Origin of the sequence: Nocardia vaccinii NBRC 15922 (assembly GCF_001613305.1) — a bacterium.
Taxonomy (GTDB): Bacteria; Actinomycetota; Actinomycetes; order Mycobacteriales; family Mycobacteriaceae; genus Nocardia; species Nocardia vaccinii.
This window is the reverse complement of record NZ_BDCC01000028.1, coordinates 90,920-116,224: the sequence shown is the minus strand read 5'-3', so window position 1 is coordinate 116,224 and position 25,305 is coordinate 90,920. Positions and strand designations below refer to the sequence as shown.

22 protein-coding genes and 2 pseudogenes are annotated in these 25,305 nt (G+C 67.3%); 11 read left to right on the top strand and 13 right to left on the bottom strand.

Going from position 1 to position 25,305, the window contains the following annotated elements; all coding sequences use genetic code 11:
• Positions 1-2: 2 nt before the first annotated feature.
• Positions 3-1,547 carry an acyl-CoA synthetase gene (locus NV1_RS19110; RefSeq protein WP_067893112.1) on the top strand — a complete coding sequence of 515 codons (1,545 nt, stop codon included), beginning with the start codon at positions 3-5 and terminating at the stop codon, positions 1,545-1,547.
• A gap of 36 nt (positions 1,548-1,583) precedes the next feature.
• Here the strand turns inward: NV1_RS19110 and NV1_RS19105 are convergent, their stop codons facing one another.
• From NV1_RS19105 to NV1_RS19095, 3 genes are all read right to left on the bottom strand, one after another.
• Complete coding sequence (locus NV1_RS19105) at positions 1,584-2,531, bottom strand: glucosyl-3-phosphoglycerate synthase (RefSeq protein WP_067893110.1); 948 nt, start codon at positions 2,529-2,531, stop codon at positions 1,584-1,586.
• The gene (gene folP / locus NV1_RS19100) at positions 2,528-3,406 is read right to left on the bottom strand and encodes a dihydropteroate synthase (protein WP_067893268.1); all 879 of its coding nucleotides are present in this window, start codon (positions 3,404-3,406) and stop codon (positions 2,528-2,530) included. Before folP ends, NV1_RS19105 begins: the two co-directional genes overlap by 4 nt.
• Before the next feature lie 95 nt (positions 3,407-3,501).
• Positions 3,502-4,194 (bottom strand): hypothetical protein, encoded by a 693-nt coding sequence (locus NV1_RS19095; protein ID WP_067893108.1) that lies wholly within the window; start codon positions 4,192-4,194, stop codon positions 3,502-3,504.
• Between the two features lie 78 nt (positions 4,195-4,272).
• Here NV1_RS19095 and NV1_RS19090 point away from each other — a divergent pair, with 78 nt between their 5' ends.
• The 3 genes from NV1_RS19090 to NV1_RS19080 are packed head-to-tail and all read left to right on the top strand — an operon-like array spanning position 4,273 to position 7,194.
• Positions 4,273-4,833: a hypothetical protein gene (locus NV1_RS19090; RefSeq protein WP_067893106.1), complete on the top strand. Its 561-nt coding sequence runs from the start codon at positions 4,273-4,275 to the stop codon at positions 4,831-4,833.
• Complete coding sequence (locus tag NV1_RS19085; protein WP_067893105.1) at positions 4,830-6,164, top strand: Dyp-type peroxidase; 1,335 nt, start codon at positions 4,830-4,832, stop codon at positions 6,162-6,164. Before NV1_RS19090 ends, NV1_RS19085 begins: the two co-directional genes overlap by 4 nt.
• A 16-nt stretch (positions 6,165-6,180) precedes the next feature.
• Complete coding sequence (locus NV1_RS19080; protein WP_067893103.1) at positions 6,181-7,194, top strand: hypothetical protein; 1,014 nt, start codon at positions 6,181-6,183, stop codon at positions 7,192-7,194.
• Positions 7,195-7,201: 7 nt separating this feature from the next.
• On the opposite strand, the gene NV1_RS19075 is transcribed toward NV1_RS19080, so the two are convergent.
• The 5 genes and pseudogenes from NV1_RS19075 to dapE all read right to left on the bottom strand — a co-directional run bounded on the left by NV1_RS19075 (position 7,202) and on the right by dapE (position 12,241).
• The gene (locus NV1_RS19075; RefSeq protein ID WP_067893101.1) at positions 7,202-7,822 is read right to left on the bottom strand and encodes a potassium channel family protein; all 621 of its coding nucleotides are present in this window, start codon (positions 7,820-7,822) and stop codon (positions 7,202-7,204) included.
• A 146-nt stretch (positions 7,823-7,968) separates the two neighbouring features.
• Positions 7,969-9,737, bottom strand: a pseudogene (locus NV1_RS19070) (long-chain-acyl-CoA synthetase).
• A gap of 24 nt (positions 9,738-9,761) precedes the next feature.
• Positions 9,762-10,316, bottom strand: coding sequence for an LOG family protein (locus NV1_RS19065; protein ID WP_373864628.1), 555 nt, complete (start codon positions 10,314-10,316; stop codon positions 9,762-9,764).
• A complete protein-coding gene (locus tag NV1_RS19060) occupies positions 10,313-11,116 on the bottom strand; it encodes an LOG family protein (protein WP_067893096.1) in 804 nt (267 codons plus the stop codon). The genes NV1_RS19065 and NV1_RS19060 overlap by 4 nt, the downstream gene beginning before the upstream one ends.
• A 30-nt stretch (positions 11,117-11,146) precedes the next feature.
• Positions 11,147-12,241 (bottom strand): succinyl-diaminopimelate desuccinylase, encoded by a 1,095-nt coding sequence (gene dapE / locus NV1_RS19055; RefSeq protein ID WP_067893094.1) that lies wholly within the window; start codon positions 12,239-12,241, stop codon positions 11,147-11,149.
• A gap of 103 nt (positions 12,242-12,344) precedes the next feature.
• Between dapE and dapD the strand changes: the two genes are divergently transcribed.
• A complete protein-coding gene (gene dapD / locus NV1_RS19050) occupies positions 12,345-13,298 on the top strand; it encodes a 2,3,4,5-tetrahydropyridine-2,6-dicarboxylate N-succinyltransferase (protein ID WP_067893092.1) in 954 nt (317 codons plus the stop codon).
• 166 nt (positions 13,299-13,464) lie between these two features.
• A complete protein-coding gene (locus NV1_RS19045) occupies positions 13,465-14,346 on the top strand; it encodes a glycosyltransferase family protein (protein WP_067893090.1) in 882 nt (293 codons plus the stop codon).
• Positions 14,347-14,403: 57 nt separating this feature from the next.
• On the opposite strand, the gene NV1_RS19040 is transcribed toward NV1_RS19045, so the two are convergent.
• Positions 14,404-15,831, bottom strand: coding sequence for an acyl-CoA synthetase (locus tag NV1_RS19040; RefSeq protein WP_067893088.1), 1,428 nt, complete (start codon positions 15,829-15,831; stop codon positions 14,404-14,406).
• 177 nt (positions 15,832-16,008) lie between these two features.
• On the bottom strand, positions 16,009-16,641 hold the full coding sequence (locus tag NV1_RS19035) for a TetR/AcrR family transcriptional regulator (RefSeq protein WP_067893086.1): 633 nt from the start codon (positions 16,639-16,641) through the stop codon (positions 16,009-16,011).
• A gap of 171 nt (positions 16,642-16,812) precedes the next feature.
• Here NV1_RS19035 and NV1_RS19030 point away from each other — a divergent pair, with 171 nt between their 5' ends.
• From NV1_RS19030 to NV1_RS19020, 3 genes are all read left to right on the top strand, one after another.
• On the top strand, positions 16,813-17,679 hold the full coding sequence (locus NV1_RS19030) for an oxygenase MpaB family protein (protein ID WP_067893084.1): 867 nt from the start codon (positions 16,813-16,815) through the stop codon (positions 17,677-17,679).
• A 127-nt stretch (positions 17,680-17,806) separates the two neighbouring features.
• On the top strand, positions 17,807-19,141 hold the full coding sequence (locus tag NV1_RS19025) for a S8 family serine peptidase (protein WP_067893266.1): 1,335 nt from the start codon (positions 17,807-17,809) through the stop codon (positions 19,139-19,141).
• A 93-nt stretch (positions 19,142-19,234) separates the two neighbouring features.
• Positions 19,235-19,477 (top strand): hypothetical protein, encoded by a 243-nt coding sequence (locus NV1_RS19020; protein WP_067893082.1) that lies wholly within the window; start codon positions 19,235-19,237, stop codon positions 19,475-19,477.
• A gap of 13 nt (positions 19,478-19,490) precedes the next feature.
• On the opposite strand, the gene dapC is transcribed toward NV1_RS19020, so the two are convergent.
• From dapC to cofG, 3 genes and pseudogenes are all read right to left on the bottom strand, one after another.
• Complete coding sequence (gene dapC, locus NV1_RS19015; protein WP_067893080.1) at positions 19,491-20,600, bottom strand: succinyldiaminopimelate transaminase; 1,110 nt, start codon at positions 20,598-20,600, stop codon at positions 19,491-19,493.
• A 5-nt stretch (positions 20,601-20,605) separates the two neighbouring features.
• Positions 20,606-20,929: a ferredoxin gene (gene fdxA, locus NV1_RS45125; protein WP_026343351.1), complete on the bottom strand. Its 324-nt coding sequence runs from the start codon at positions 20,927-20,929 to the stop codon at positions 20,606-20,608.
• A 409-nt stretch (positions 20,930-21,338) separates the two neighbouring features.
• Positions 21,339-22,667, bottom strand: a pseudogene (gene cofG, locus NV1_RS19005) (7,8-didemethyl-8-hydroxy-5-deazariboflavin synthase CofG); the annotation flags it as partial.
• Between the two features lie 205 nt (positions 22,668-22,872).
• Between cofG and NV1_RS19000 the strand changes: the two are divergent.
• Together NV1_RS19000 and NV1_RS45745 are read left to right on the top strand one after the other, a co-directional pair.
• Positions 22,873-23,385 (top strand): PH domain-containing protein, encoded by a 513-nt coding sequence (locus NV1_RS19000; RefSeq protein WP_067893079.1) that lies wholly within the window; start codon positions 22,873-22,875, stop codon positions 23,383-23,385.
• Entirely contained in the window at positions 23,382-25,244 is a 1,863-nt protein-coding gene (locus NV1_RS45745) for a PH domain-containing protein (RefSeq protein WP_067893077.1), read from the top strand. Before NV1_RS19000 ends, NV1_RS45745 begins: the two co-directional genes overlap by 4 nt.
• Positions 25,245-25,305 lie beyond the last annotated feature (61 nt).

The following is a 25,305-nucleotide window of genomic DNA, read 5'->3' as shown; positions in this document are numbered from 1 at the left end:
CGATGCGTCTCGCGGACTATCTCGACAAAGGCGCGTCGCTCGGTCGTGCGGAGCCCTGCCTCACGACCGGCGGCGTGAGCGCCACTTACGGCGAGGTCCAGGATCGATCCGTCCGTATCGCCGGTGCGCTCCAGCACACCGGCATCGGGGCGGGCGATCGGGTGGCGGTGTTGTCCGCCAACGACCCCCTCGCACTCACCTGTGTGTTCGGCATATCGCGGGCCGGCGCGGTGTGGTGCCCGGTGAACCCTCGCAACGAGGCCGATGAGAACCGGCAGTTGTTCGATCTGTTCGGCTGCCGGCTGCTGTTCTTCCAGGAGAAGTTCGCCGCACTCGTCGACCGGATCCGCGGGGAACTGCCACGCCTGGAATGGCTCGTCTGCCTCGACGGTGACATCGAGTGGGCGACGCGCTTCGACGACTGGGTCGCCGCGCATCGCGCGGCACCCGACGAGTCGCGCCGACCCGAGGGCGGCCTGTGCATGCTGGCCGGCACCGGCGGCACCACCGGGCGGCCGAAGGGCGTGCGGCTCACCGAGGACAACATCATGACCTCGACGGCCCTGGCGCTGATGAGCTATCCGTTCGGCGAGCGGCCGAGATATCTCGCGCTCGCGCCACTGACCCATTCGGCGGGCGTGCTGACCTTTCCGATCCTGAGCCTCGGCGGCGAGGTCGTGATCATGCCGTCGCCCGACATCGGCGAGTTCCTCGCGTTGATCGAGCGGCACCGCATCACGCACGCCTTTCTCCCGCCGACGGTCGTCTACGGCGTGCTGGACCATCCGGACCTGGACGACCGCGACCTCGGTTCGCTGCGGTGCCTGTGGTACGGGGCGGCCCCGATGTCGCCGACCCGGCTGGCGGAGGCACTGCACCGGATCGGGCCGGTTCTCGGCCAGCTGTTCGGACAGACCGAGGCGCCGAACATGATCGCGACGCTGGCGCCCGACGACCACTTCCGCCCGGACGGGTCGGTGGCGACCGAGCGGCTCACCTCGGCGGGCCGGCCGACTCCGCTCACCACGGTCGCCATCATGGACGAGAAGGGCTCGCTGCTTCCCCGGGGAGAGCGCGGCGAGATCGTCGTCCGCGGACCGCTGGTCATGGACGGCTATCACGAAAACCCCGAGGCGACAGCAGAAGTCGGCGCGTTCGGATGGCACCACACCGGCGACATCGGCTATCTGGACGATGAGGGATTGCTGTTCGTCGTCGACCGCGCGAAGGACATGATCATCACCGGCGGGTTCAACGTGTACTCGGCGGAGGTGGAGCAGGCGCTGACCGCGCATCCCGCGGTGAAGGAGTCGGCGGTCGTGGGGCTCCCCGACCCCAAATGGGGCGAACGCGTCAGCGCCGCAGTCGAATTGCGCCCTGGTCACGAGGTCGCGGTCGAGGAGATCATCGCCTTCGTGAAGGAACGGATCGGAAGCGTGAAGACGCCGAAGGACGTCGAGATCTGGTCCGAACTACCCCGATCGAAGGTCGGCAAGGTCCTCAAGAGCGAGGTTCGCGCGACGATGCGAGCCACGCGAACACCCTGAGTCCGGCGGGACGGACGATGCTCCCCTCCGTCCCGCCTACGCGGCCACGACCGCCGGACGCAATGTGTTCATCGGGGGGCGATCCTCCAGCGAGACCGCTGTGGTCAACGCCGTGAATTCGTCTCCCACCAGCGGGAATTGGGTCAGGGCCGCGCCCGAATCGCGAATTCCGGTGCGGCCCAGGACGGTTCCCATGATCTGGCGGCTCATCACGCCCAGGTCGGACAGGGGACGGTTGCGGTGGGTGCGCACCCCGAGGTTGACCTGGCCGATGGCGGACATGCCGAGCAGGTCGTAAGTGTCCAGCAGCAGGCCGATCTCGACGCCGTAGCCGGGGGCGAACGGGACCGCGGTGAGCAATTCCCGGGTTCCGGCGTATTCACCGCCGAGCGGTTGCAACACCGCGGACAGGTCCGGGCGCAGCGCCGCGAGCAGGGGGCGGGCCACGAGTTCGGTGACCCGGCCGCCGCCGTTGTGGTCGACCGTCCGGCCCTGCCGCAGCGGACGACGGTAGTACGCCTTCACCAGATGCATATCCGGCACGGTCAGCAGCGGACCGAGCAGCCGCGGGACGAAGGACGGATCCGGATCGATCAGATCGGAGTCGACGAACGCGATCAGATCACCGGACGTGACCGCCAGCGAACGCCACAACACCTCACCCTTGCCCGGGACCGGATCCAATTCCGGCACAGCCTGTTCGCGGCTGACCACGCGTGCTCCGGCGGCACGGGCGCGTTCGGCGGTGGCGTCGGTGGAACCGGAGTCCAGCACCACCAGCTCGTCCACGAGGCTGCCCAGCAGCGGCAGAATGCTCGCCACCACCTCGGCGACGGTGTTCTCCTCGTTCAGTGCGGGCAGCACCACCGAGACAGTGCGGCCCGCTTTGGCGGCGACGAGTTCGTCGACGGTCCAATCCGGGCGGTCCCAGGTGTTGCTGGTGGCCCAGGTGTTGTCGGGAATACGGTCGGGGTTGGTTGTCATACCAGACCTCGCAGAGTTCGTGCGGGAGGACGGATGCCCTGTATGGCCGCGATCATGTCCACCACTCGCCGGGTCGCGGCGACCTCATGGACTCGAAAGACGCGGGCGCCGGCCGCGGCTGCCCATGCCGTCGCCGCCAACGTGCCCTCCAATCGCTCGGATAGGCCGACACCCAATGTCTCTCCGATGAAATCCTTATTACTCAGCGCCATCAAGACCGGCCACCCGGTATTTACAAGAATGTCCACGGCACGCAACAGTTCGAGCCCGTGATAGGTGTTCTTGCCGAAATCGTGCGTCGGATCGATGAGGATCGAATCCTTCGCCACCCCCGCGGCCGCGGCGCTCTCCGCCGCCCGTACCACCGTCTCGGTGACCTGCGCCACCACATCGGTATAGCGCACCCGATGCGGACGCGTGCGCGGCCGAGCGCCCCCGGTATGACTGCACACGATCCCCGCACCCGTTTCCGCGGCCACACCGGCCAGATCGGGGTCGGCCCCCGCCCAGGTGTCGTTGATCAGATCCGCGCCCTCGGCCACCGCGGCGCGCGCCACCTCCCCACGCCAGGTGTCCACACTGATCAACAGTTCGGGATACCGCTCTCGAATCGCCGCCACGAACGGCACCACCCGCCGAGTCTCCTCGGCCGCGTCCACAACGTCCCCCGGCCCCGCCTTCACCCCGCCGATATCGACCAGATCGGCCCCCTCGGCCACCGCCCGGTCCACCGCCGACAACGCCGCGTCATCGGAAAACGTGGCTCCCCGGTCGTAGAACGAGTCGGGCGTGCGATTCACGATCGCCATCACCAGAGCCCGATCCGTAGCCACCGTTTTCCCGCACAAAGTACGTAACGGTGGCACAGAACTCATACCCAGACTGTACTGGACCCCTTCCCGCCGCTCTCCGCGCTGATCGGCACCCTGCACCCGGGGATGGGGCGCAGCCCACTCGACCCGGCGGCCTGCTACGGCGTATGCGATCCGGATTCGAGTGCGGCGTTGCGGCCGCAGCGCACCAGGAGCAGAACGCTCACGACCAATACCCACGCGGGGAACGCCAGCGTTGTCCACCTGCTCACCTCGGCGCCGATCAGCATGGCCACGGCCATCAGGTAGGTGAGGCCCGCCAGCCACCGCGGCATCCATCCCGTCCTCAGCCAGATCGTCCCCAGCGAAATCATGAACACAGCACCCATGCGCAGCGCGTAGGTCTGGCTCGCGGAAACGATGATCGTCCTGCCGAAGCCGACAACCTCGGCATGGGCGGCCGAATCGACTACACCGGTGTTGCCGAACAGCAAGCCGGCGGCGACAGCGGTGGCAACGAACATCATCGCCAGAAACAGCAGCCCGCTGCCGAGAAATATCGTGAGGAAGAATCTGTCCTCGCCCGGCCCGAACCCATCGCGCACGACGCCGATGAACCAGAGGAAGCTGATCCCCGCGAAGGGCATCAGCACCGTGGCCGTCGTGATCGTCCCGTGCTGACTATGCAGCCAACGAGCTGAATCCGCTGCGTCGCCGGGCATTCTGATGCGAATCAAGATCATCGTAGTGGCGAGCAGGACCGCGAAGACCACTCCGGCCGAGGCGGCGGCACGCGGGGTGGACAGCCGGCGCAGGGGCGGCGGCTCGGTGTCGTGCGGCGAGGTCGGCATAACGGCGTCCTGTCGACGAGGCGGAAGCATATTATGGCAAACGTACGGCTTACTTCTGCGGCTGAGGAGGGTGTCGACATGTCCGATCCTGATTCCAGCTGGGCCGAGCCGGCGGCTGTAGCCATTCCGAAGGAGGGCTACTTCGAATTACGGCGTGGACGATACGGTCCGATTTATCCACGAACGCCGGCATGTTACGGCTTCTCGATCATCGCGAAAGTGAAACCGGGACGGGAAGAGGCCATTCGGGCGTACGGCAAGCAGATCGAAGAGGCCATCGCAGCCAGCCCAGATGTGTTGGCGCCCTTACGTTTACATTATCTGCGATGGCTGCTCTTCGATATCGGATCAGGACTGCATTTTCAGTACCAGGGGATCTTCGACACCGATTTCGACAAATACACCGAGGATGCCGTGACGCTGTTCAGCCAGACCGGCATCACAACCGTGTTCACCAATCTCGAAGGGTTCCCGGAAGATTGGAAGGAGAACCCGCAATCGTTCGTCGAGTTCGTCCGGGCGCACCAGTACCCGAGCTTTCTCGAATACGGTGAATACCCCTATGTCACCGCCGACGAGATCAAGAAGTCGCTGCGGTTGAAGACGGCGTTCTCCGACATGCTCGACCAGATGCAATGAGCCCCGCGGCGACACTCGAACTCGACGACATCCAGCACATCCTGCTGACCCGCACCCCGGCGATGACCGGCCGCTACGAGTTCCTGTCCTTCGACGACCCCGACGGCGGGCGGGCCTGGTTGACCGGTCTGCTGGACCGGGTCCAGTCGGCCGCGGACGCGCGCGCCACGATGGACAGTTCCCAGCGCTGGATCACGCTGGCGTTCACCTGGTCCGGTCTGCGCGCGCTCGGACTGCCCGGGCCCGCGCTGGACAGCTTCCCGGACGAGTTTCGCGAAGGTATGGCCGCCCGCGCCGACATCCTCGGCGATACGGGGGCCGATCACCCCGACAACTGGCTGGGCGGACTGGCGGGTGACGACCTGCACGCCATCGCAATCCTGTTCGCGCGCAACGCCGCCGAACACCGGCGCGCCACCGGTGCACATCGCGAACACCTCGCCCGCTGCCCCGGGGTGCGGGTGTTGTCGCACCTGGATCTGAACGCCTCGCCGCCGTTCGACTACGCCCACGACCACTTCGGTTTCCGGGACCGGTTGTCCCAGCCGGTCATCGAGGGATCCGGCGAAGTCCCCACGCCGGGCTCGGGGGCACCGCTGAAAGCCGGTGAATTCATCCTCGGCTATCCGGACGAGGCGGGCCCACCCCATCGGTTACCGCAGCCGGAAGTGTTGTCCCGCAACGGAAGTTACCTGGCCTACCGGCGGCTGCGGGAGCACGTCGGCGCGTTCCGGGACTTTCTGCGCGAACACGCCGACGGCCCCGACGGACAGGAACTGCTCGCCGCGAAGCTGATGGGGCGCTGGCGCAGCGGTGCGCCGCTGGTGCTGTCCCCCGATGCGGACGATCCGCAGTTGGGTGCGGATCCTCTGCGCAACAACGATTTCGACTACGGACGAATGGATCCGCACGGTTACGCGGTGCCACTGGGTGCGCACGCACGACGCCTCAACCCACGCGATACGGCCGTGAACATGAACCGGCGCAGAATGATTCGACGCGGAGCCACCTACGGCCCCGCGCTCCCGGAGGGCGCGGTGGACGACGGCGTCGATCGCGGTATCGCCGCATTCATCATCTGCGCCAGCCTGATCCGGCAATTCGAGTTCGCCCAGAACGTCTGGATCAACGACGCGAGCTTCCACGAACTCGGCAACGAACACGACCCCATCTGCGGCGCCCAGGACGGCACCCTGGACTTCACCGTGCCCGCACGCCCCATCCGCACGGTGTACAAGCGCCTGCCCGCTTTCACCACCCTCGAAGGCGGGGCGTATTTCTTCCTCCCCGGCATCAGGGCACTGCACTACCTGGCCACACTCGACGAGTGAAAGGCGGTTCGAGGCCGTGAGCACTCCATCCTCGGCGCGCACCTACAACCAGGACCACATCCCCCGTGCGCGGGACGGACGACGGCGGATCAGCATCTACTGGACCTGGAGCTATCCGTGGGAAGCCCAACGCGATCCCGCCGAAATCTACAATCGGTTCTCCACCATCACTGAAGTCCGGAACGTCTCATGGCCTGCCTACGAGACTCCCGAGTACGACCCGGCGCACTTTCTGCAGGGCATCGCAGGCACACTCGAGCTGTTCCATCGCTCGACCCTGGCATTTCAGCGCCTTGCCGGCGAGGCGACCGGTCACCCGGTCGCGGTCTTCCAACGCGTCGATCAAGCCGGATATCGGCTACCGGTCGACGACCGTATCCTCGCCGACACCGACACGCTGATGATATTCGGGCTCGACCATCTGCTGTCCCGGCAGGAGGCCGCGCCCGAGGAGATCGAGGCCATCCGGAACTGGCTGCGACGCGAAGGCACCTGCCTGCTGCTCGCACCGCACCACGACGTCGGCTTCACCGACGACTTCGCCCAGCGGCAGACCGAATACCAGCATCACGGCGACCCGCTGGTACCCCGGCAGCAACGATTCAGCCGATACACCCGCTCGCTGATGACGGCACTCGATGTGCCCGTACACAACACGTGGGGGCTGCGGCCCGCGGTCGTCGACGGCACGACGCGGATCGCTCCGCTCACTCGTTTTCCCGAACTGGACGGCCCCCACTTGCTCGACCAGGTCACCACCTTCAATTTCCACCCTCACCTGCCGCATTACGAACTCACCGCACCGGAAAGCGGGTCCTTGCGGGTCCTCGGCCGTCAACCGGTCGATCTCACCCGTCCCCACCCGTTCACCGCGGCCGGAAACACCGAATTCAACGCGTTGATCTGGATGCCGCCCGACGGCACGCGCGCCGGGGATATCGTGCTGATCGATTCCACCAACTTCACCACCCTCTTCGGTGGCACGGACAGTTTGCGGAACCTCTGGCGCAATCTCGCCGTCATGAAATGAAATTCGGTCATGTCTCATCGTCCGAGGCCCCGGCATGACGCCGGCGGCCGGCGAGCTGCGCGGGATCGATCTCGGTGAAACGGGATACGGCGATGACCACCACCACACCGAAATACAACAGATCGAGCGCCATCTGAATACCGACGATGACTCTCGCGGCGTCACTGACCGGCGAGATTGTGCCGGTTCCCGCGGTAGTGAGCATGCCGAGCGAGAAGAACAATGCGCCGACGTGGGACAGCGGCTCGGTGAAGTGCTCCGTGGTGCCGGCGTCGTAATATATCTTCGCGAAGGTGATCAGAATGTCCAAGCCCGTGATCAGCAGGACGATCACGGTCCACAAACGATCTCGAAGAGCCAGCACCGCCACGACAGCCAGGATCGTCACCACCGTGGGTGGCACACAGGTCAGCAGGACAGCGTGCGCGGCCAGACCGTGTCGGCTGGAACTCGCCCAGTAGTAGATCCAGAATGCCGTGTGTAGGGGAACCAGCACCGCCAGAGCCAGTTTGACGCGCCGACGAGCCGGATCGCGGGACCTTTCCTCGGCCGACTCGGCACCGCCCTGGGCTTGGTGGGAGACAGTGCGGTCGGCCCCCGGAATCTCCCCCTCGCTCGGCTCGGGCATGGCAACACTCTAGGACACTGCCGACCGATCGCCGGCGAACGCGAGGCCGCGCCCCGAACCCGGCATTCTCCGGCACGGGGCGAGCGACGCCCCTCCCGGGCGGTATCGCCATGAATCCGCGATCGCGACCGGCGCGGTGCGGCGGCTCAGGGCGCGGGCTTCGCGCCTGCGGCGACCTCTTCGGGGTATGCGTCGTAGAACGGGACGTAGCCGTCGGTGCGGCCGGAAAGGGCGTAGCGGGTGGTGGTTTCGTCCGGGGTGAAGCCTTGTTTGCGGAGGTCCACCTTGCGGCTCTTGAAGGTGCTGGTGGTTTCGAGTTCGTCGACCACCCGAATGAACAGGGGGCAGCGTAACCCGGTAGCCGGTCGTAGAGGTGGGCGGCCAGGGCTTTGCCGTCGAAGTCCGTGCCGGGCCGCAGAGTTACCGCGGCCATCCCGGCCTTACCGTCCGTTCCGGGGATGTCGACCCCGTAGACCACCGCCTGAGTGATCCACTCGACGCCGTCGAACGCGCCCTCGACCTCCGTGGTCGCCACATTCTCACCCTTCCAGCGGAAGGTGTCGCCGAGGCGGTCGACGAAGGCGATGTGATGCCAATGCTGGTCGCGCACAAGGTCTCCGGTGTCGAACCAGCAGTCACCGTCACGAAATGCGTTGCGCACCAATTTCGCCTCGGTCGCCGACTTGTCCGTATAGCCGTCGAAGGGCGACCGGCCGGTCACCTTGGCCAGCAGCAGACCGGTGCCGCCGGAGCGCACGCGCCGGGCCCGGCCGTCCTCGAACCGCCGCGCCTTGCCCGTGGCGTCGTCCACCTCGACGATCGCATACGGCAGCGGCCCGAATCCGGCGGTGCGATCCACGCCGAACGCGTTGATGAAGCCGATATTTCCCTCGCTCGCGGCATAGAACTCAACGATCCGGCCGATGCCGAAACGTCGCCGGAACTCGTCCCACAGCTCCGGGCGCAACCCGTTGCCGACCGCCAGTCGCACCGAATGCGCTCGCTCCTGCGGCTTTTCGGGCTGATTGAGCAGATACCGGCACAGCTCGCCGATGTAGATGAACCCCGTGGCACGGCTCGCGATGACCTCGTCCCAGAAGCCGGACGCGGAGAATTTACGGCCCAGCGCCAGGGTCGCCCGCGATCCGAGGACAGCGCCCAATGCCACGGTCAGCGCGTTGTTGTGATACAGCGGCAGGCAGCAGTACAGCGTGTCCGCACCGCGCAGACGGATACCCAGACCGCCGAGCCCCGCCATCCCCTTGATCCACCGCAGATGCGTCATCACGCTGGCCTTGGGCAGGCCGGTGGTGCCGGAGGTGAAGATCAGGAAGGCCCGCTCGCTGGCCCGAACATCCTGGCAGGCAGGTGGATTCGCGGTCGATGCGGTGCGTGCGCGGTCGGCGAGTTCCTCGGCGAAGAGCAGATTCGCGGGCGGCTCGGACAACGAGTCCAGCGCCTCCCGGCACTCCGCGCCGATCACGTTCACCACGCTGCCGAGCAGTCCGACACTGTGCGCCAGGACGCGGTCGCGCTGGTGATGATTGAGCAGCCCGACCGTCGCGCCCAGCTTGACCGTCGCCAGCACCACGAACAGCGTCTCGGGCCGGTTGGTCATCAACACCCCGACCACAGCACCGCGCGAGACGCCGTGCTCGGCCAGCACCGCGGCGTACCGGTTCACCTCGAGATTTGCTGCGCCGTAGGTGAATTCACGGTCTTCGAAGCGCAGGAACGGCCGATCCGGTACCCGGTCGGCGGCGCGCTGGAAATAGGACCCGATCGAGGCCCGGTCGCCGGGACGCACCAGCATCCCGGCGGCTCCACGCAGCATGACGGGCGCGTCCGCAGCCAGCGCGGGCAGTTTGCGCAGCAGATCGAACAGGGTGACGTTCGTCGAGACGTCCGCGGCCACGATGTCCTCCAACGGGTTCCGGATTCAGACCGACAGGGATGCGAGGGTGTCGAACGCCTGCGGAAGATCCGGCGTGACCCGGATCCGGTCGAGCGAGGCCCGGGTGACGAACCCGCTGTCGAGCAGTTGCTCGATCCAGGCGAACAGGCCCTGATAATGCCCGAGCGGATCGAGCACCACCACCGGCTTGTCGTGCGTGCCGAGATATCCGCCGGTCCAGGTTTCGAAGAACTCCTCCAGCGTGCCGATGCCGCCCGGCAGGGTGAGGAAGGCGTCGGCGCGATCCTCCATCACCTGTTTGCGCTCGCGCATGGTGTCGGTGACGATCAGCTCCTCGGCGTCGACGTCGGCGACCTCGTGATGCACGAGATGTTTCGGAATGACGCCGACCGTGCGCGCGCCACCGGCGCGGGCCGAGGTCGCGACCGCGCCCATCATCGATACGTTTCCGCCGCCGGATACCAATTGCCAACCTCGCCTGGCGATCTCGGTGCCGACCTGGGCGGCCAGCCGCAGATGCGCCGCATCCCCGGCACTGGCCGAACAGTAGACGCACACCGCCAACGGGCGCTCACTCACCACTTGTCCTCCGTCCCCATCGAATCCTCACCGCGGCTCTCGGCAGCGCGAACCACGATGTCGACCACCGTTTCCACACTGTCGGTGACCTCCACCAGACTCAGGTCCCCGGGCGCGATCTTGTCCGACCCCATCAACGAATCGTGCAGCCAGTCGACCAGGCCCGACCAGTACCGGGTGCCGAACAAGATGATCGGGAAGCGAGTGATCTTGTTCGTCTGCACCAGGGTCAGCGCCTCGAACAACTCGTCCAGTGTGCCGAATCCGCCCGGCAGGCAGATGAACGCCTGTGAATACTTGACGAACATGGTCTTGCGGGCGAAGAAGTAGCGGAAATTTATCCCCAGATCCACCCACTCGTTCAGCCCTTGTTCCATCGGCAGTTCGATGCCCAGGCCGATCGAATACCCGCCCGCCTCGTGCGCACCGCGGTTGGCCGCCTCCATCACCCCCGGCCCACCGCCGGTGATCACCGCGAATCCGGCGCGCGAGAGCGCCCCGCCGATCGCCTGCGCGGCCTGGTACTCCGGATGATCCACCGGCGTGCGCGCGGACCCGAAAACGGTTACGGCCGGGGGGATCTCGGCGAGCGCGCCGAACCCCTCCACGAATTCGCTCTGGATCCGCAACACCCGCCACGGGTCGGTGTGCACCCAGTCGGTCGGTCCGCGCCCGTCGAGCAGATGCTGATCGGTGGTACCGATCCCCCGCTTACGATCGCCCCGCAATATGATCGGCCCCCGGTATTTGGGGGCCGACCGAGGAGATCGGGAGGCAACGGGTTCGGCTTCGCTGGACATGAAATAAACGCTAGCAGTTGTGTTGCCGGGTCAGGATCGGGTGAGATATCCGCGCAGGATGCTGGTGACCATGGTGATCTGCGCGGTGGGGACGTGCTCGTCGACGGTGTGCGCGAGGTTCGGGTCGCCCGGGCCGAAGTTGACCGCGGGGATGCCGCGAGCGGCGAAGCGCGAGACGTCGGTCCACCCGTATTTGGCGCGAACACCGCCGCCGCCGTGCGAATGCACCTGCTCGACAAGATCCTTGGCGGCGGGAGCGGTCAGTCCGGGCAATGCGCCGGATGCGCCGTCGGTGCGTTCGAAACTCAGGTCCAGACCCGAGAACACCTGCCGCACATGCTCGGTCGCCTGCTCGAGCGAACGGTCCGGGGCGAAGCGGAAATTCACGTCCACCGTGGCCTCGTCCGGCACCACGTTACCTGCCACGCCGCCGCCGATCCGCACCGCCGACAGTCCCTCGCGATAGCTACAGCCGTCGATGTCCACCTCGCGCGGACGATAGTCGCTCAGGCGTTGCAGGATCGGAGCGAGAGCATGAATCGCGTTGTCGCCCTTCCAGGCTCGCGCGGTGTGCGCGCGGGTGCCGCTGACCGTGAGCCGAACGCGCAGGGTGCCCTGACATCCGGCCTCGATCCAGCCGCCGGACGGTTCGCCCAGGATCGCCAGATCACCGTCGAGCCATTCGGGTAGTTCGCGTTCGATCCGGCCCAGGCCGTTGAACTCGGCGGCGATCTCCTCGCAGTCGTAGAAGATCAGCGTCAGATCGCACACCGGATCGGCGACCGTCGCGGCCAGGTGCAGGAATACCGCGTCACCGGATTTCATGTCGACGCTGCCACACCCGTAGAGCGTCTCCTGCCCGGCCAGCGTCTCGAACCGGCCCGGGACGTTGTCCGCGATCGGCACGGTGTCCAGATGGCCGGCCAGGATGACGCGGGTGTCCCGGCCGCGATCGGTGCGGGCCAGCACCGTGTTGCCACAGCGCAGCACCTCGAAACCGCTGGTCTGCTCGCGCAGCGCCCACGTCACCGTGTCGACGATCGCCGCCTCGTCCTTGGAGACGCTCGGGATGTCCACGAGGGCGGCGGTGAGGGTGATGGGATCGGCGCGCAGATCGATGGTCACCCGTACCAGCCTAATTGTTCGAGGATTCGGGGCCGGCGGTCCGCGGCGGCTCGGGCGGTACCCGCGGACGCCGTCCGGCCCGGCCTGCCCATACACTCGGGCCGTGAGCATTCAGGGAGCATCCGCAGTCGGCCTGGCGACCGTCACCGTGAACGGCACGGTCCTGGACACCTGGTACCCGTACCCCGAACTGGGTGAATTCGATGCCGGCGGCACCGAGAAACTGGACCCGGCCGATCCCGAATACGCTCGATTCGCCGATCTCGTCGGCGTCGACGAGGCCCGCCGGGTGGAGGTGGTCGCGGTGCGCACCACCATTTCCGACCTGTCCGCCGCACCGGCCGACGCGCACGATGTCTACCTGCGGCTGCACCTGCTCTCGCATCGTCTGGTGCGTCCGCACGGGCTGAGCCTCGAGGGCCAGTTCGGCCTGCTGGCCAACGTGGTGTGGACCAATCACGGCCCGTGCGCGGTGGAGGAGTTCGAGCTGGTGCGCGCCCGGTTGCGCGCCCGCGGCCCGGTCACGGTGTACAGCCTGGACAAATTCCCCCGCATGGTCGACTACGTGCTGCCCTCGGGCGTGCGCATCGGGGATGCGGATCGGGTGCGCCTCGGCGCGCATCTGGCCGAGGGCACCACAGTCATGCACGAGGGTTTCGTCAACTTCAACGCCGGGACGCTCGGTGCGTCGATGGTGGAGGGTCGCGTCTCCGCGGGTGTGGTGGTCGGCGACGGTTCGGACGTCGGCGGCGGCGCTTCGATCATGGGCACGCTGTCCGGTGGCGGTAAGCAGGTCATCTCGATCGGCGAGCGCTGCCTGCTCGGCGCGAACGCCGGTCTGGGCATCTCGCTCGGTGACGACTGCATCGTCGAGGCCGGGCTCTACCTCACCGCGGGCACCAAGGTCGCCCTCCCGGACGGCAACACCGTCAAGGCCGCGGACCTGACCGGCCGCTCGAATCTGCTGTTCCGGCGCAATTCGCAGACCGGTGCGGTGCAGGTCGTCGCGCGCAAGGGCACCGGCATCGAACTCAACGCCGCACTGCACGCGAACTGAGCCGTACGTCGAAATGCCTTGGTTACCAAGGCATTCGCTCATTCCGTTGGCAAGCTGTGCGACTCCGCACGACTCGAGTTACGGTTGCTCATGGTGCGGGGCGGGTGAGAGGCCGAAGCGCGACGGCACCGGAGATGTCGACATTCGGCCGGAGGCGAGTTTCGAAGTGGCGCTGCACACCGATCGAACGAGATTCGCCGTCACGGTCGCGCCGCCCGAGGATTACGTACCTCGCTCGGTATTTCGCGAGGTGGCCGAGACCGTACATTGGGGCCTGATCCACCTGGGGTACGGCAGCGTACTCGCCGACGATCTGAGCCTGCCCAACCGGACGCACATCATATTCGGCAGCAATACGATGGCGTGGTGGGGACTCGAGCCACCCGAAGGTTCGATTCTCTACAATCTCGAGCAGATCGTTCCGGGTGAGGGATGGGCGACCGACTGGCTGCTGGACATGTTTCGCCGCCATACCGTCTGGGATTACAGTCGCCACAATGTCGAAACCCTCGCGACGCTCGACGTGCCGAATGTGCGGCATGTGCCGATCGGCAGCGTGCCGGAGCTGGAGCGCATCGTCCCTGCCGAGACGCAGGACATCGACGTACTGTTCATCGGGAGCCCGAACCGCAGGCGAGCCTGGATCATCGAACAGCTACAGGCCATCGGACTGAACGCGCAGCTGCACTGCAACGTGTACGGCAAAGCCCGCGACGCCTTGCTGGCCCGCGCGAAGATCGTATTGAACATCCATTTCGGCCCGCGGATATTCGAAATCGTCCGCATCTCGTATCTGCTGTCCAACGGCATATTCGTGATATCGGAGGATTGCATCGACACCGCCGCCACCGAAGAATTCGCCGACGCGGTCGAATTCGTCGGCTACGACGATTTCGTCCATGCGTGCCTGCGATATCTCGCCGATCCCACCGCACGCGAGGCGCGGATAGAAAAGGGCCGGGCCCTCATGCGCAGCCGACCGGTCGAGAAATATCTCCACGCGGCGCTGCAATCGCCCTCGGAATTGAGCGGCATCGGCCGGGATTGATCACCGCCCGGAACCGAGGCCGATCCGGAGCGAATTCACCTCGATTTCCGCCGGCGGTCAGCCGAGCAGCTTCTTCTGTACCTTGCCCATCGCATTGCGCGGGAGGGATTCGACCAGGCGCACCTCGCGGGGGCGTTTGTGTACCGAAAGCTGCTGTGCCACATGGTCGATCAACGCACGTTCGAGTTCTTCGGGGGCGCCCGCGCGCGGTACCACGAACGCGACGATGCGCTGGCCCAGATCGTCGTCCGCGACGCCCACCACGGCGGCCTCGGCGACCGCCGCGTGGCCGAGCAGGGCGGTCTCGATCTCGCCCGCGCCGATCCGGAAGCCGCCGGATTTGATCAGATCCACCGATTCCCGGCCGACGATGCGGTGGAAACCCTCGGCGTCGATGGCCGCGACGTCGCCGGTGCGGAACCAGCCGTCCTCGGTCCAGCATTCGGCGGTGGCCTCGGGCCGGTTCAGGTAGCCGCCGAACAGCATCGGCCCGCGCACCTGCAACCCGCCGATGCTCTCGCCGTCGTGCGGGACGGGTTCGCCGGATTCGTCCCGCAGCCTGGTCCGCACCCCCTCGACCGGAGTTCCGACCCAGCCGGGACGGCGTTCGGAGTCCACGCGGGTGGACAGGGTGATCATGGTCTCACTCATGCCGTAGCGCTCCACCGGAGCCTGGCCGGTCAACTCGCGCAGCCGCTCGAACACCGGCACCGGCAGCGGCGCGCTACCGGATACCAGCAGTCGCGCATTCGCCAGTTCCCTTGCGGCGGAGGCATCCTCGACCACACGCGACCACACCGTCGGCACCCCGAAGTAGATCGTGCCCTTCGCCGCGGCATAGGCGGCGGGCGTCGGCTTACCGGTGTGCACGAGCGGGCTGCCCACCCGCAGCGGCCCCAGCACACCCAGGATGAGACCGTGCACGTGGAACAGCGGAAGTCCGTGCACCAGAACATCGTTCGCGGTCCACGCCCATGCCTGCGCCAGCGCGTCCAGTCCGGCCGCGATCGCGCCCCGGCTCAGCACCACTCCCTTGGGCGCACCGGTGGTGCCGGAGGTGTACAGGATGAAAGCCGTTGTGTCCGGGCCCGGTTCGGGATAGGTGTGCCAGGAGCGCGCGTGCATGCGCACCGGGATCACCGGCAGTTCCGTGCCCTCGGGGGCCTCGCCCAGCCATGCCCGCGCCCCGGAATCGGCCAGAATGTGGGCGATCTCGGCCGGTCCGGAGTCCGGCGGCACCGGAACCACCGTGACCCCGGCGATCAGGCAACCCAGAATGGCCAGCACCGTCGTGGCGCTCGGCCGCGCCAGCACCGCGACCCGCTCCGCCTGCGCGACGCGTTCGGCCACCGAGGTCGCCGCACCGATCAGATCGCTGCGCGAGAGGGTATGCCCATCGATCGTGACGGCATCGGGAATATCCGCCCCGGCGGCGACAGCGGCCGGATTCAACGACTTCAGCAGCGGCAACGATCCAAACGACACCGGTTCAACCTATCAAGCCGCACACGCCCACCACCGCGAACGGCCCCGCGGATTCCGATCGCCGCCCCGACGCCGCGGATCGGCGGACGAACGGGGAGGCAAGCCGGCGAGTACGAATCCGGCACCTACCCACGGCTTCGCCCGAGCACCGGTATTCGCGCCGGAAAATGATGTGGCTCAGGGAATCCGGAACCCCGGCACCACGTGGTCACGGGCGAAGCGGCGCATCGCGGCGTCGTCGTCCAGCGGGATCACCGTCTGCGGGGTCAGCGCCATGGACAGGGCGGTGCGCGCGATCATCTCGGCCAGCGGCAGCGGATCGTACCGCGCCAGTTTGCCTTCCCGCTGCAGCCGTTCGATGAATTCGGCCAGGTAGTCGCGCCCGAGTTCGATGACCGGCGCACCGCGCACGGTCAGGTAGGGCAGCACCATCTCCGGTTCGGTGGTCAGCAGCCGATCCAGCAGCCGATTGCTGCGCAACCCGTCCAGGAAGGCGACGAACAACTCGACGATCTGCTCTTCGGCATCGGCCTCGGAGTCGATCTGCCGCTGCACGACCGTATCCACCTGGACGATGAACTCACGCGCCTGCCGGAGCCCCACCGCCTGGATGAGGTCGGACTTGCCCGCGAACCGCCGGTACAGGGTGGCCAGCGAGAGCCCGCCGCGCCGTGCGACCTCCACCATGCTGGTGCGCTTGATCCCGAAATCGAGGAAGGCGAGCAGCGCGGCATCGAGCACCGTGGCCTGATTGCGATCCTCCGGAGCCGCGTCACGCACGAGCGGCAGCAGTTTGGCCAGCTTGGTCACAACCGTATCCTCTCTGCACCAAGAGACGATGACAAGAAAATCACCGCATACGTGCAACTTTACGATCGTAGCGTTTGACAGGTCCAGATCTCGATGAGAAGGTGAGAAGGAAAGTTTCTCACACTTCTTCCGCCGGGTGGCGCGAAGAGAGATCGAGGAGACGAGTCAACGATGACCGCCGCTGCCCAGCGATGGGCCGAGCCCGAGCCGACCCCGCCGGTGACCCTTACCCCGGAAACGGTCCGTGAACACATCGATGGCATCGCCGCGTTCATCGGCGGTGCCGCCAACGTCGTCATGCAGTTGAGCCATCCGCCGGTCGGCTACGGCGTCGTGGAGAGCACCGTGGACAGCGGCAAGGCCTCGCTGCATCCGGTCAAGCGGCTGCGCACCACGCTGACCTACCTCGCGGTCGCCTGGATGGGCACCGAGGAGGACTGCGCGGCGTACCGCGAGGCCGTCAACGGCTCGCACCGCGCGGTGCACTCCAAGCCCGGCGCCGCGGTCAAGTACAACGCCTTCGACCCGAACCTGCAGCTGTGGGTGGCCGCCTGCCTCTACTGGGGCGTGGACGACCTGTACACCCGCATGCGCGGCCCGATGGAACCAGCGCTGGCCGACGAATTCTATCGCTACAGCGCGCGGCTGGGCACCACCCTGCAGATGCGTCCGGAGATGTGGCCCGCCGATCGTGCTGCCTTCCAACAGTATTGGGAGGAGAACATCGCCAAGCGCACCATCGACGACACGGTGCGGGACTACTTCAACGAGATGATCGACCTGAAGTGGCTCTCCCCCATTCCCCGGCTCCTGTTCGCCCGCGTACACCGGTTCGGCGTGACAGCCCTGCTGCCGCAACACCTTCGCGATCAGATGGGGATGACCTGGACCGCCGAGGACGAACGCCGCTTCACCCTGCTGCTGCGCTCGATCTCGATGGTGTGGACGCGGATGCCTCCGGTCATCCGCGCCTCCCCGCTCAACACCTGCCTGGCCTACATGCGACTACAGCGCAGACTGGGCCGCCCCCTGGTCTGAGCCGCAGAGCAGTCCGCCTCGACCCTGTGCCGCACGTTCCCCGTGCGGCACAGGCGTTTCCGGTCCGGACGGGCGAATCTCCGCATCCGCCGAGCGAACTTCCGGCGCAGGCGGCAGGATGAAACTCATGCGCGTAGTGATCCAGCTTCACCCCGCCACCGAACTCCTTGCCGCCGTTGCCGATCCCGGCACGCGGGTCGCGGCGACCGATGTGGTCGGGGATCTGCCCGGTTTCGCCCTCGAGGACACCTACGACCCGATCCACATTCCGGGACTCGCGCCGGGATCGCCCGGCGGCCCGGAGGTCTTCTCCGCCCATCCGGCGGACGGTTCGGTCCTGGTGCGCGGGGAGATTCCCGACGACGACGAGGGCGTTCTCCCCGCTCTGCGCGGTTCAGCGACCGTCGCGGGGGTTTTCGCCGATCCTGTGATCGAGACCGTGCTCACCTGCGGCGGCGATCCCGCCGTCGGCACCTGGCACGATGTCGAAACGCTCTTGCACACCGCCGATCTGACCTCCGCCGGGCTGACCGGCAGCGGGGTCGCCTTGGCGATCGTGGACACCGGCATCAACGCCGATCGCGTCGACCAGGCGCGCGGCGGGACGTTCACCATCGACACCAAGCGCAGCTGGAATCCCCAGGGCGTCACCGGAACCGCGGGCCAGTTCCCGGTGGACCACGGCAGCATGTGCGCCTTCGACGCGCTGATCGCCGCACCGCAGGCCACATACCTCGATATCCCGGTCATGAAGAGCACCCGCCAGGGCGGCTCCACCATGGACGGGCTGCTGTCCGATGCCGTGGCCGCGTACGCTCATCTGCGCACCGTGCTCTCCGATCAGCCCGAGGCCACTCGCGCGCTGGTGATCAGCAACAGCTGGGGTTCGTTCTCCCCGCAGTGGGACTTCCCGGTCGGCCAACCCGGGAACTATTCCGACAATCCCAACCACCCGTTCAACGTCATCGTCCGCTCGCTCGACGCCGCCGGCGCGGACATCCTTTTCGCCGCCGGGAACTGCGGTAAGGACTGCCCGGACGGCCGTTGCGGTTTCACCGATCACCCGATCGGCGGGGCCAATTCCAGCCCGAACGTGCTGAGCATCGGCGGTGTGGACACCAAGGGACAGCGGGTCGGCTACTCCTCGCAGGGGCCGGGTCGCCTCAGCGATCGCAAACCCGACGTCTGCGCCTACACCCATTTCCTGGGCTCCACGGTGTTCAGCGCGAACGATCCGGACACCGGCACCTCCGCGGCCTGCCCGGTCGCCGCGGGCCTGGTCGCGGCCATCCGCACCACCCACCCGGCCACCGCCCTGCCCCCGGCCCAGCTGCGAGCCCTGTTGCAGCGCACCGCAACCCACCACGACCAGTCCGGTTTCGACTACGACTACGGTTACGGCACGCTCGACGCATCGGCGATCCTCGCCGAACTCCGGAAGAGCGGCGCAGCCCGCGGTTGACATCGGACAGTCGAGAGCGAGCCGGCGACGAACGGCCCGAGCCAGAAGAACTCGGGCCCTTCTCCGGAGCGGAAATTCCAGTACCGTGGACTCATGCCGCTACTGACCGTCCGGCTGCCGCGGGGCGCGACCCTGACCGATGCTCTGCGGGAATTGCGGCTGAGTGAGGCCGATGCCGACATCGGTTACGGGCTGATCTGTCTCGATCCCGACGAGGGTTTGTACACATTGCGCATCACCGACGGGGCCGCGCAACGGATGAGCGAATCCGATTCCGAGGCCACGGTCTACGCGGACCCGCGGATCGAACCCGCGGACCCGGATTCCCCTGTGTGACAGGGAAATCCGATTACGCCGCGGTGAGTCGCTCGGCCGCGGCGGCGATCCGCTCGTCGGTCGCGGTCAGCGCGATGCGGACGTGGTCGACACCGGTGGGGCCGTAGAAATCGCCGGGGGCGGCCAGGATGCCGCGTTCGGCCAGCCAGTCCAGGGTGGTCCGCCCGTTCTCCTCGCGCGTGCACCACAGGTACAGGCCCGCCTCCGAATGATCGATCCGGAAACCTGCCTCCTGCAACGCTTTTCGCAGGATTTCGCGGCGGGCGCGATAACGTTCGCGCTGCTGCGCCTCGTGTGTGTCGTCGGTCAGCGCCGCGGTCATCGCCGACTGCACCGGGAACGGCATCATCATTCCGGCATGTTTGCGCACCTCGAGCAGTTCGCGCACCAGGGCCGGATCGCCGGTGACGAATCCGGCGCGATATCCGGCCAGATTCGAGGTCTTCGACAGCGAATGAATGGCCAGCAGGCCGGTGTGGTCACCGTCGCAGACGCGCTGGTCCAGAATCGAGACGGCGGGCTCGTCCCAGGCCAGGCCCAGGTAGCACTCGTCGGATGCGACGACCGCGCCACGTTGGCGGGCGAAGTCCACCACCTTGCGCAGATGGTTCACGCCCAGGACCTTGCCGGTCGGATTGGACGGCGAGTTGAGGTAGATCAGCGCCGGGGATTCGGGGCCGAGCCGGGTCATCCCATCGGCGCGCAGTATCCGGGCGCCGGCCAGCAGCGCACCCACCTCGTAGGTCGGATACGCCACCTCGGGGATGACCACCAGATCCGAAGCGCCCAGTCCCAGCAGCCGCGGCAGCCCGGCGATCAACTCCTTCGTACCGATCGCGGGCAGCACCGCCTCGACCGCCACACCCGTGATGCCGAACCGCCGGGCCAGCGCCTCGACCGCGGCGGTCCGCAGTTCGACCGTGCCGTGGGTGGTCGGATATCCGGGCACCTCCGCGACGGCGGCCAGCGCCGATCGGATCACCGGATCGACCGGATCGACCGGCGTACCCACCGACAGGTCGACGATGCCGCCGGGATGTTCCGCCGCCCGCGCCTTCGCGGAAGCGATGGTGTCCCAAGGGAAATCGGGTAGCAGACTGCTGACCCGGTGACGCTCCGACAACGTTTCTACTCGCCCGCCATCGGCGGCAGCGCCGCGATGAACGGCGGGTCGAAGTCCACCTTGCCGACCTTCGTCGCACCACCCGGGGAACCCAGGTCGTCGAAGAAGTCGACATTGGCGTTGACGTACCCGCTCCACTGGTCCGGCGTGTCGTCCTCGTAGAAGATCGCTTCCACCGGGCACACCGGCTCACATGCACCACAGTCCACGCACTCGTCGGGATGGATGTACAGCATGCGACCACCCTCGTAGATGCAATCCACGGGGCATTCCTCGATGCACGCCTTGTCCTTCACGTCAACGCACGGTTCAGCGATGATGTACGGCACTGCCGCTCTCCTAGTCTGTCCTTGCCTGCGGGATACTCCGCCCGCGCAACAGTATCCCGGCATCACACGTTACTACTGGTCAGCCTTGCCTAACTTCGGCCACCTACCGCACGCGGCACCACGGAACATCGTAGCCACCGAACTGCGCTCGTCCGAGCGGCAGCGGCGCCTCGGAGAGCCCGCGCCGCCGCATACCGTGCCCGGCGGTCCACTCCCGCAGCGGAAAGCCGATCCCGGCGGATATCTCCCCAGGTCGGCGATGGTTTTCGCCGAGCCGGATCCAGGCCGGGCAGGCCGATCTCCGCCGTCGAGGCGCCGCGACCCCGACCGGTCACGGCAGCGCTCGCACGGACCTGCATCAGGACCGCGGACCGATCGCCAACGCTCCGGCCGCCGCGTGCGACGACGGTCGGTCCGCAGGCTCCCACGACTCCTCCGCCCCTTGCCACGGGCTGCCCTGCGGATTCACCCGCAACGCCAGGCCGGTGTCCGGATCGGCAAGGGCCGCAACATGTCCCGCGACGTGCGGGTCGATCCACGGATCTCCGGTCAGCACGTACCGCGGATGTGCGGTGAGCCGCTCGGTGAGTTCGTAACCGCACTGCGCGGTGAGTTCGGCGAGGATGTCCAGATTCGGCCACGGCCGTTCGGGATTCACGTGATCGGGCGTCAGCGGTGAGACTCCGCCCCAATCGTCGATACCGGCGTCGACCAGCGCGCGGCATTCCTGCAGCGAGACCAGGTTCGGCGGAGCCTGGATCCGCATCTCGGGCCCGAGCAGCAGCCTGGTCACGGCGATGGCCGCGCGGAACTCCTCGAGACCGGCGTCGGGGGTGTTGCGCATCGCGGTGCCCTGTTTGGCCAGGAAGTTCTGCACGATCACCTCCTGCACGTGCCCGAATGTGTTGTGCGCCTGGCGAATCGCCATGATCGACTCGGCCCGCTCGGTGAGCGTCTCGCCGATGCCGACCAGGATTCCGGTGGTGAACGGCACCGACAGGCGACCCGCATCGGTCAGCGCGCGCAGCCGGACCGCCGGATCCTTGTCCGGACTGCCGTAGTGAGCCTGGCCACGCTGGGTGAACAGCCGCTCGGAGGTGGTCTCGAGCATCATCCCCATCGAGGGCGCGACCGGCTTGAGCCGCGAGAGCTCCGCCCAGCTCATCACGCCCGGGTTCAGGTGCGGGAGCAGACCGGTCTGCTCGAGCACCCGGATCGCCATCGCGCGGACATAGTCCAGCGTGGACTCGTAGCCGCGCTCGTCGAGCCACTGCCGCGCCTCGGGCCAGCGCTCCTCCGGACGGTCACCGAGCGTGAAAAGCGCTTCCTTACAACCCATTTCGGCACCGCGACGGGCGATGTCGAGCACCTCGTCCGGTTCGAGGTACATCCCCCTGCCCGCGGCGCGCAGCTTGCCCGGCACGGTGACGAACGTGCAGTAGTGGCAGACGTCCCGGCACAGGTTGGTCAACGGGATGAACACCTTGCGCGAGTAGGTGATCGGCAGCCCTGATTCGCGGTCGCCGTACGCCTCGCGCAGTCCGGCATCGCGGACCCGGGCCGCCGAGGCGCACAGATCCGCCAGATCCGCACCGCGGGCGTGTAACAACACCACGGCGTCGTCGAGATCGAGCGTTGACCCGTCCCGCGCGAGCCGCAACGCCCGGCGCATCGCCGAGGACGTGGGTACGGCGGCGGGGACGCCTGGTTCAGGTAGATCCGTCACGCCCTCGATCATGCGCCAACCATCCGACAGTTCTCCCTTCGGTGCCTGTGAGGTGACACAACCCGGCCCCCGCGCAGCCTATTCCGACCGATCCGGATTCGGGGGAAATCCGTGCGGGCGAACAGCGGACTCCGGCCCCGCACACATCCGGCCGCCACAGTAATCACGCAGTTGCCCGATTTGATGCACTATTGGCGGTATGGCAGAGGGAGGGGCGATGGGCCGGCAAGAAATCTCACCCGGGCGAACCGTTCTGGCGGAACCGGCGTGGCGGCCGAGCCCGCGCGCGAAGACGCTCTGGGCGATACCGGCGGCGATCGGATGGGTGATCGTCCTGATCGCCGAGGTGGTGTGGATCCTGTCGGACTCCGGCGACCGTGTCTGGCAGACGGTGGCGTTGGTGATCACGCTGGTGGTGGCCGCGGCGCACGTGGCCGGGGTGCCGCTGTGGCGGTACACGGTACATCGCTGGGAGGTCACCGAGGAGGCCGTGTACACCCGCACCGGCTGGTTCACCCAGGAGAGCCGCGTCGCACCGATCAGCCGCGTGCAGACCGTCGACACCCACCGCGGCCCGCTCGAACGGCTGCTCGGGCTCGCGACGGTGACCGTCACCACGGCCTCCTCCGCGGGCGCGGTGCGCATTCCCGCACTGGAACTGGCGACGGCCGAGCAGACCGTCGAGCGGCTGACCGAGGTCGCCGCGACGCATCGGGGGGACGCGACATGACCGGACCGGAACTCACCGGAACGGCCGGTGCGGGCATGCCCGACGCGACGACCGGTATCCCCGGCGAGCAGCCCTGGCGTCGACTGAACGGCCGGATGCTGCTGTTGCACCCGGTGCGCGAGGTGGTGCGCTTCATCCCGGTGCTGATCGTGACCGTGATCGCGGGCAGCCGCAGCGACAATCCGATGTGGAGCCTCGCGGCGCTGGCGGTGATCGTCGGCCTGGCGCTCACCCGCTGGTTCACCACCACCTACCGGATCGGCCCGGACACCGTGCAGTTGCGGCGCGGGCTGCTGCAACGCAAGACGTTGACGGTGCCGCGCTCGCGAATCCGCTCGGTGGACGTGCACGCGGATCTGATGCACCGGCTGCTCGGGCTGGTGGTCCTGGCCATCGGCACCGGACAGCACGCCGACAAACAAGAGCGCTTCCATCTGGACGGCGTCGATGCCCGGCAGGTTCCCGAACTTCGCGCTCTGCTACTGCACGATGTTGAATCGCCTGCGAGGCAGGATATTCCGCAGACCGCTCAGCCGGAATCGCAGCCGCACAAGGGAATCGAGATCGGCCGCTGGCAACCGGCCTGGGTCCGATACGCGCCGCTGTCCCTGCGCGGGCTCGCGGTCATCGCGCCGATCGTCGGCCTGGCCTTCAAATTCGGTATCGCCAACGTCCTGTTCAACTCCGACACCGTCAAGGAGATCGGCGCCCGCGGCGCGGTATTCCTCACGGTGGCGGTGGTGATCGTGCTGGCGGCACTGGTCGTGGCGGTCACGCTGGGCGACTGCCTGCGGTATCTGACCACGTATTTCGGCCTCCGAGTCATCGACGACGACCGCACACTGCATATCAGCCACGGCCTGTTCACCACCCGCCAGACCACTCTGGACCTGGCCCGCCTGCGCGGCGCGACCCTCAAAGAGCCGCTGCTACTGCGCCTCGCGGGCGGCGCGGAGCTCGACGCCATCATGACCGGCACCAGCTCTCGGCAGAAGATCCTCCCGCAGGCTCCGCGCACCGCGGTGGACCATACTCTCGCGCAACTGCTCACCAGCCGCCGGCAACAGCGGGAGACGGCCCCGCGTCCACATCCGGAAGACGAAATATACACTGCCGCAACGGCTTATCGCGCCTCTGACGATGCCTTCCGGAGCACGCCGGCCGTTCCCCGACCCGAAACGGCAACCGTCCTCGAAACCGGTGCGAGCCCCGCGATCACCGCAGCCGCCACCACGGACACAGGCAGCGCGACGGACACGAGTAACCGCACCGGCAAGGCCACCGGCTCGGACACGAACCCCGATGTGCCTGAAATATCCATTCTCCCAACGCAATCCGCCTCACGTGATGTCCGCGCGACACTCCCGCCGGACGATGCGGCCGCACCCGCGCACGTCGCGCTGATCCCGCACGGCGGCCGCGCCAGGCGGCGGCGATTCACCCGGGCGCTGACGCCGCTGGTACTGATCGCCGTGATCATGGCCGTGATCGACGTTGCGGGACTGGCCATTCCGCTGTGGGCGTGGATCGTGCTGGCCGTGGTCGCGGTGATCGCACTGGCGTTGGCGCAGGACCGCTATCGGGGCCTGGGCCATGCGGTCATACCCGGCGACGCCTCGGGCCCGACCTGGCTGATCACCCGCAACGGCTCACTGGACCGCGACCGCGACTGCCTCGAGGCGCCCGGCATCATCGGCTGGACCGTCCGGCAGACCTTCTTTCAGCGTCGCGCGGGCCTGGCCACGCTCGTCGCCGCGACCGCCGCCGGCAAGAAGCGGTACCGGGTCGTGGACGTCCCGCTGGACCAGGCGTGGTCGCTGATCGAGACCGTGACCCCCGGACACCTCGGCCGCCGCTGAGGACGCTTCCGGCCGACTCCCTGGTCGCTGATGTGTCGCTGCCGCGCCGCGCCGCGTCCTC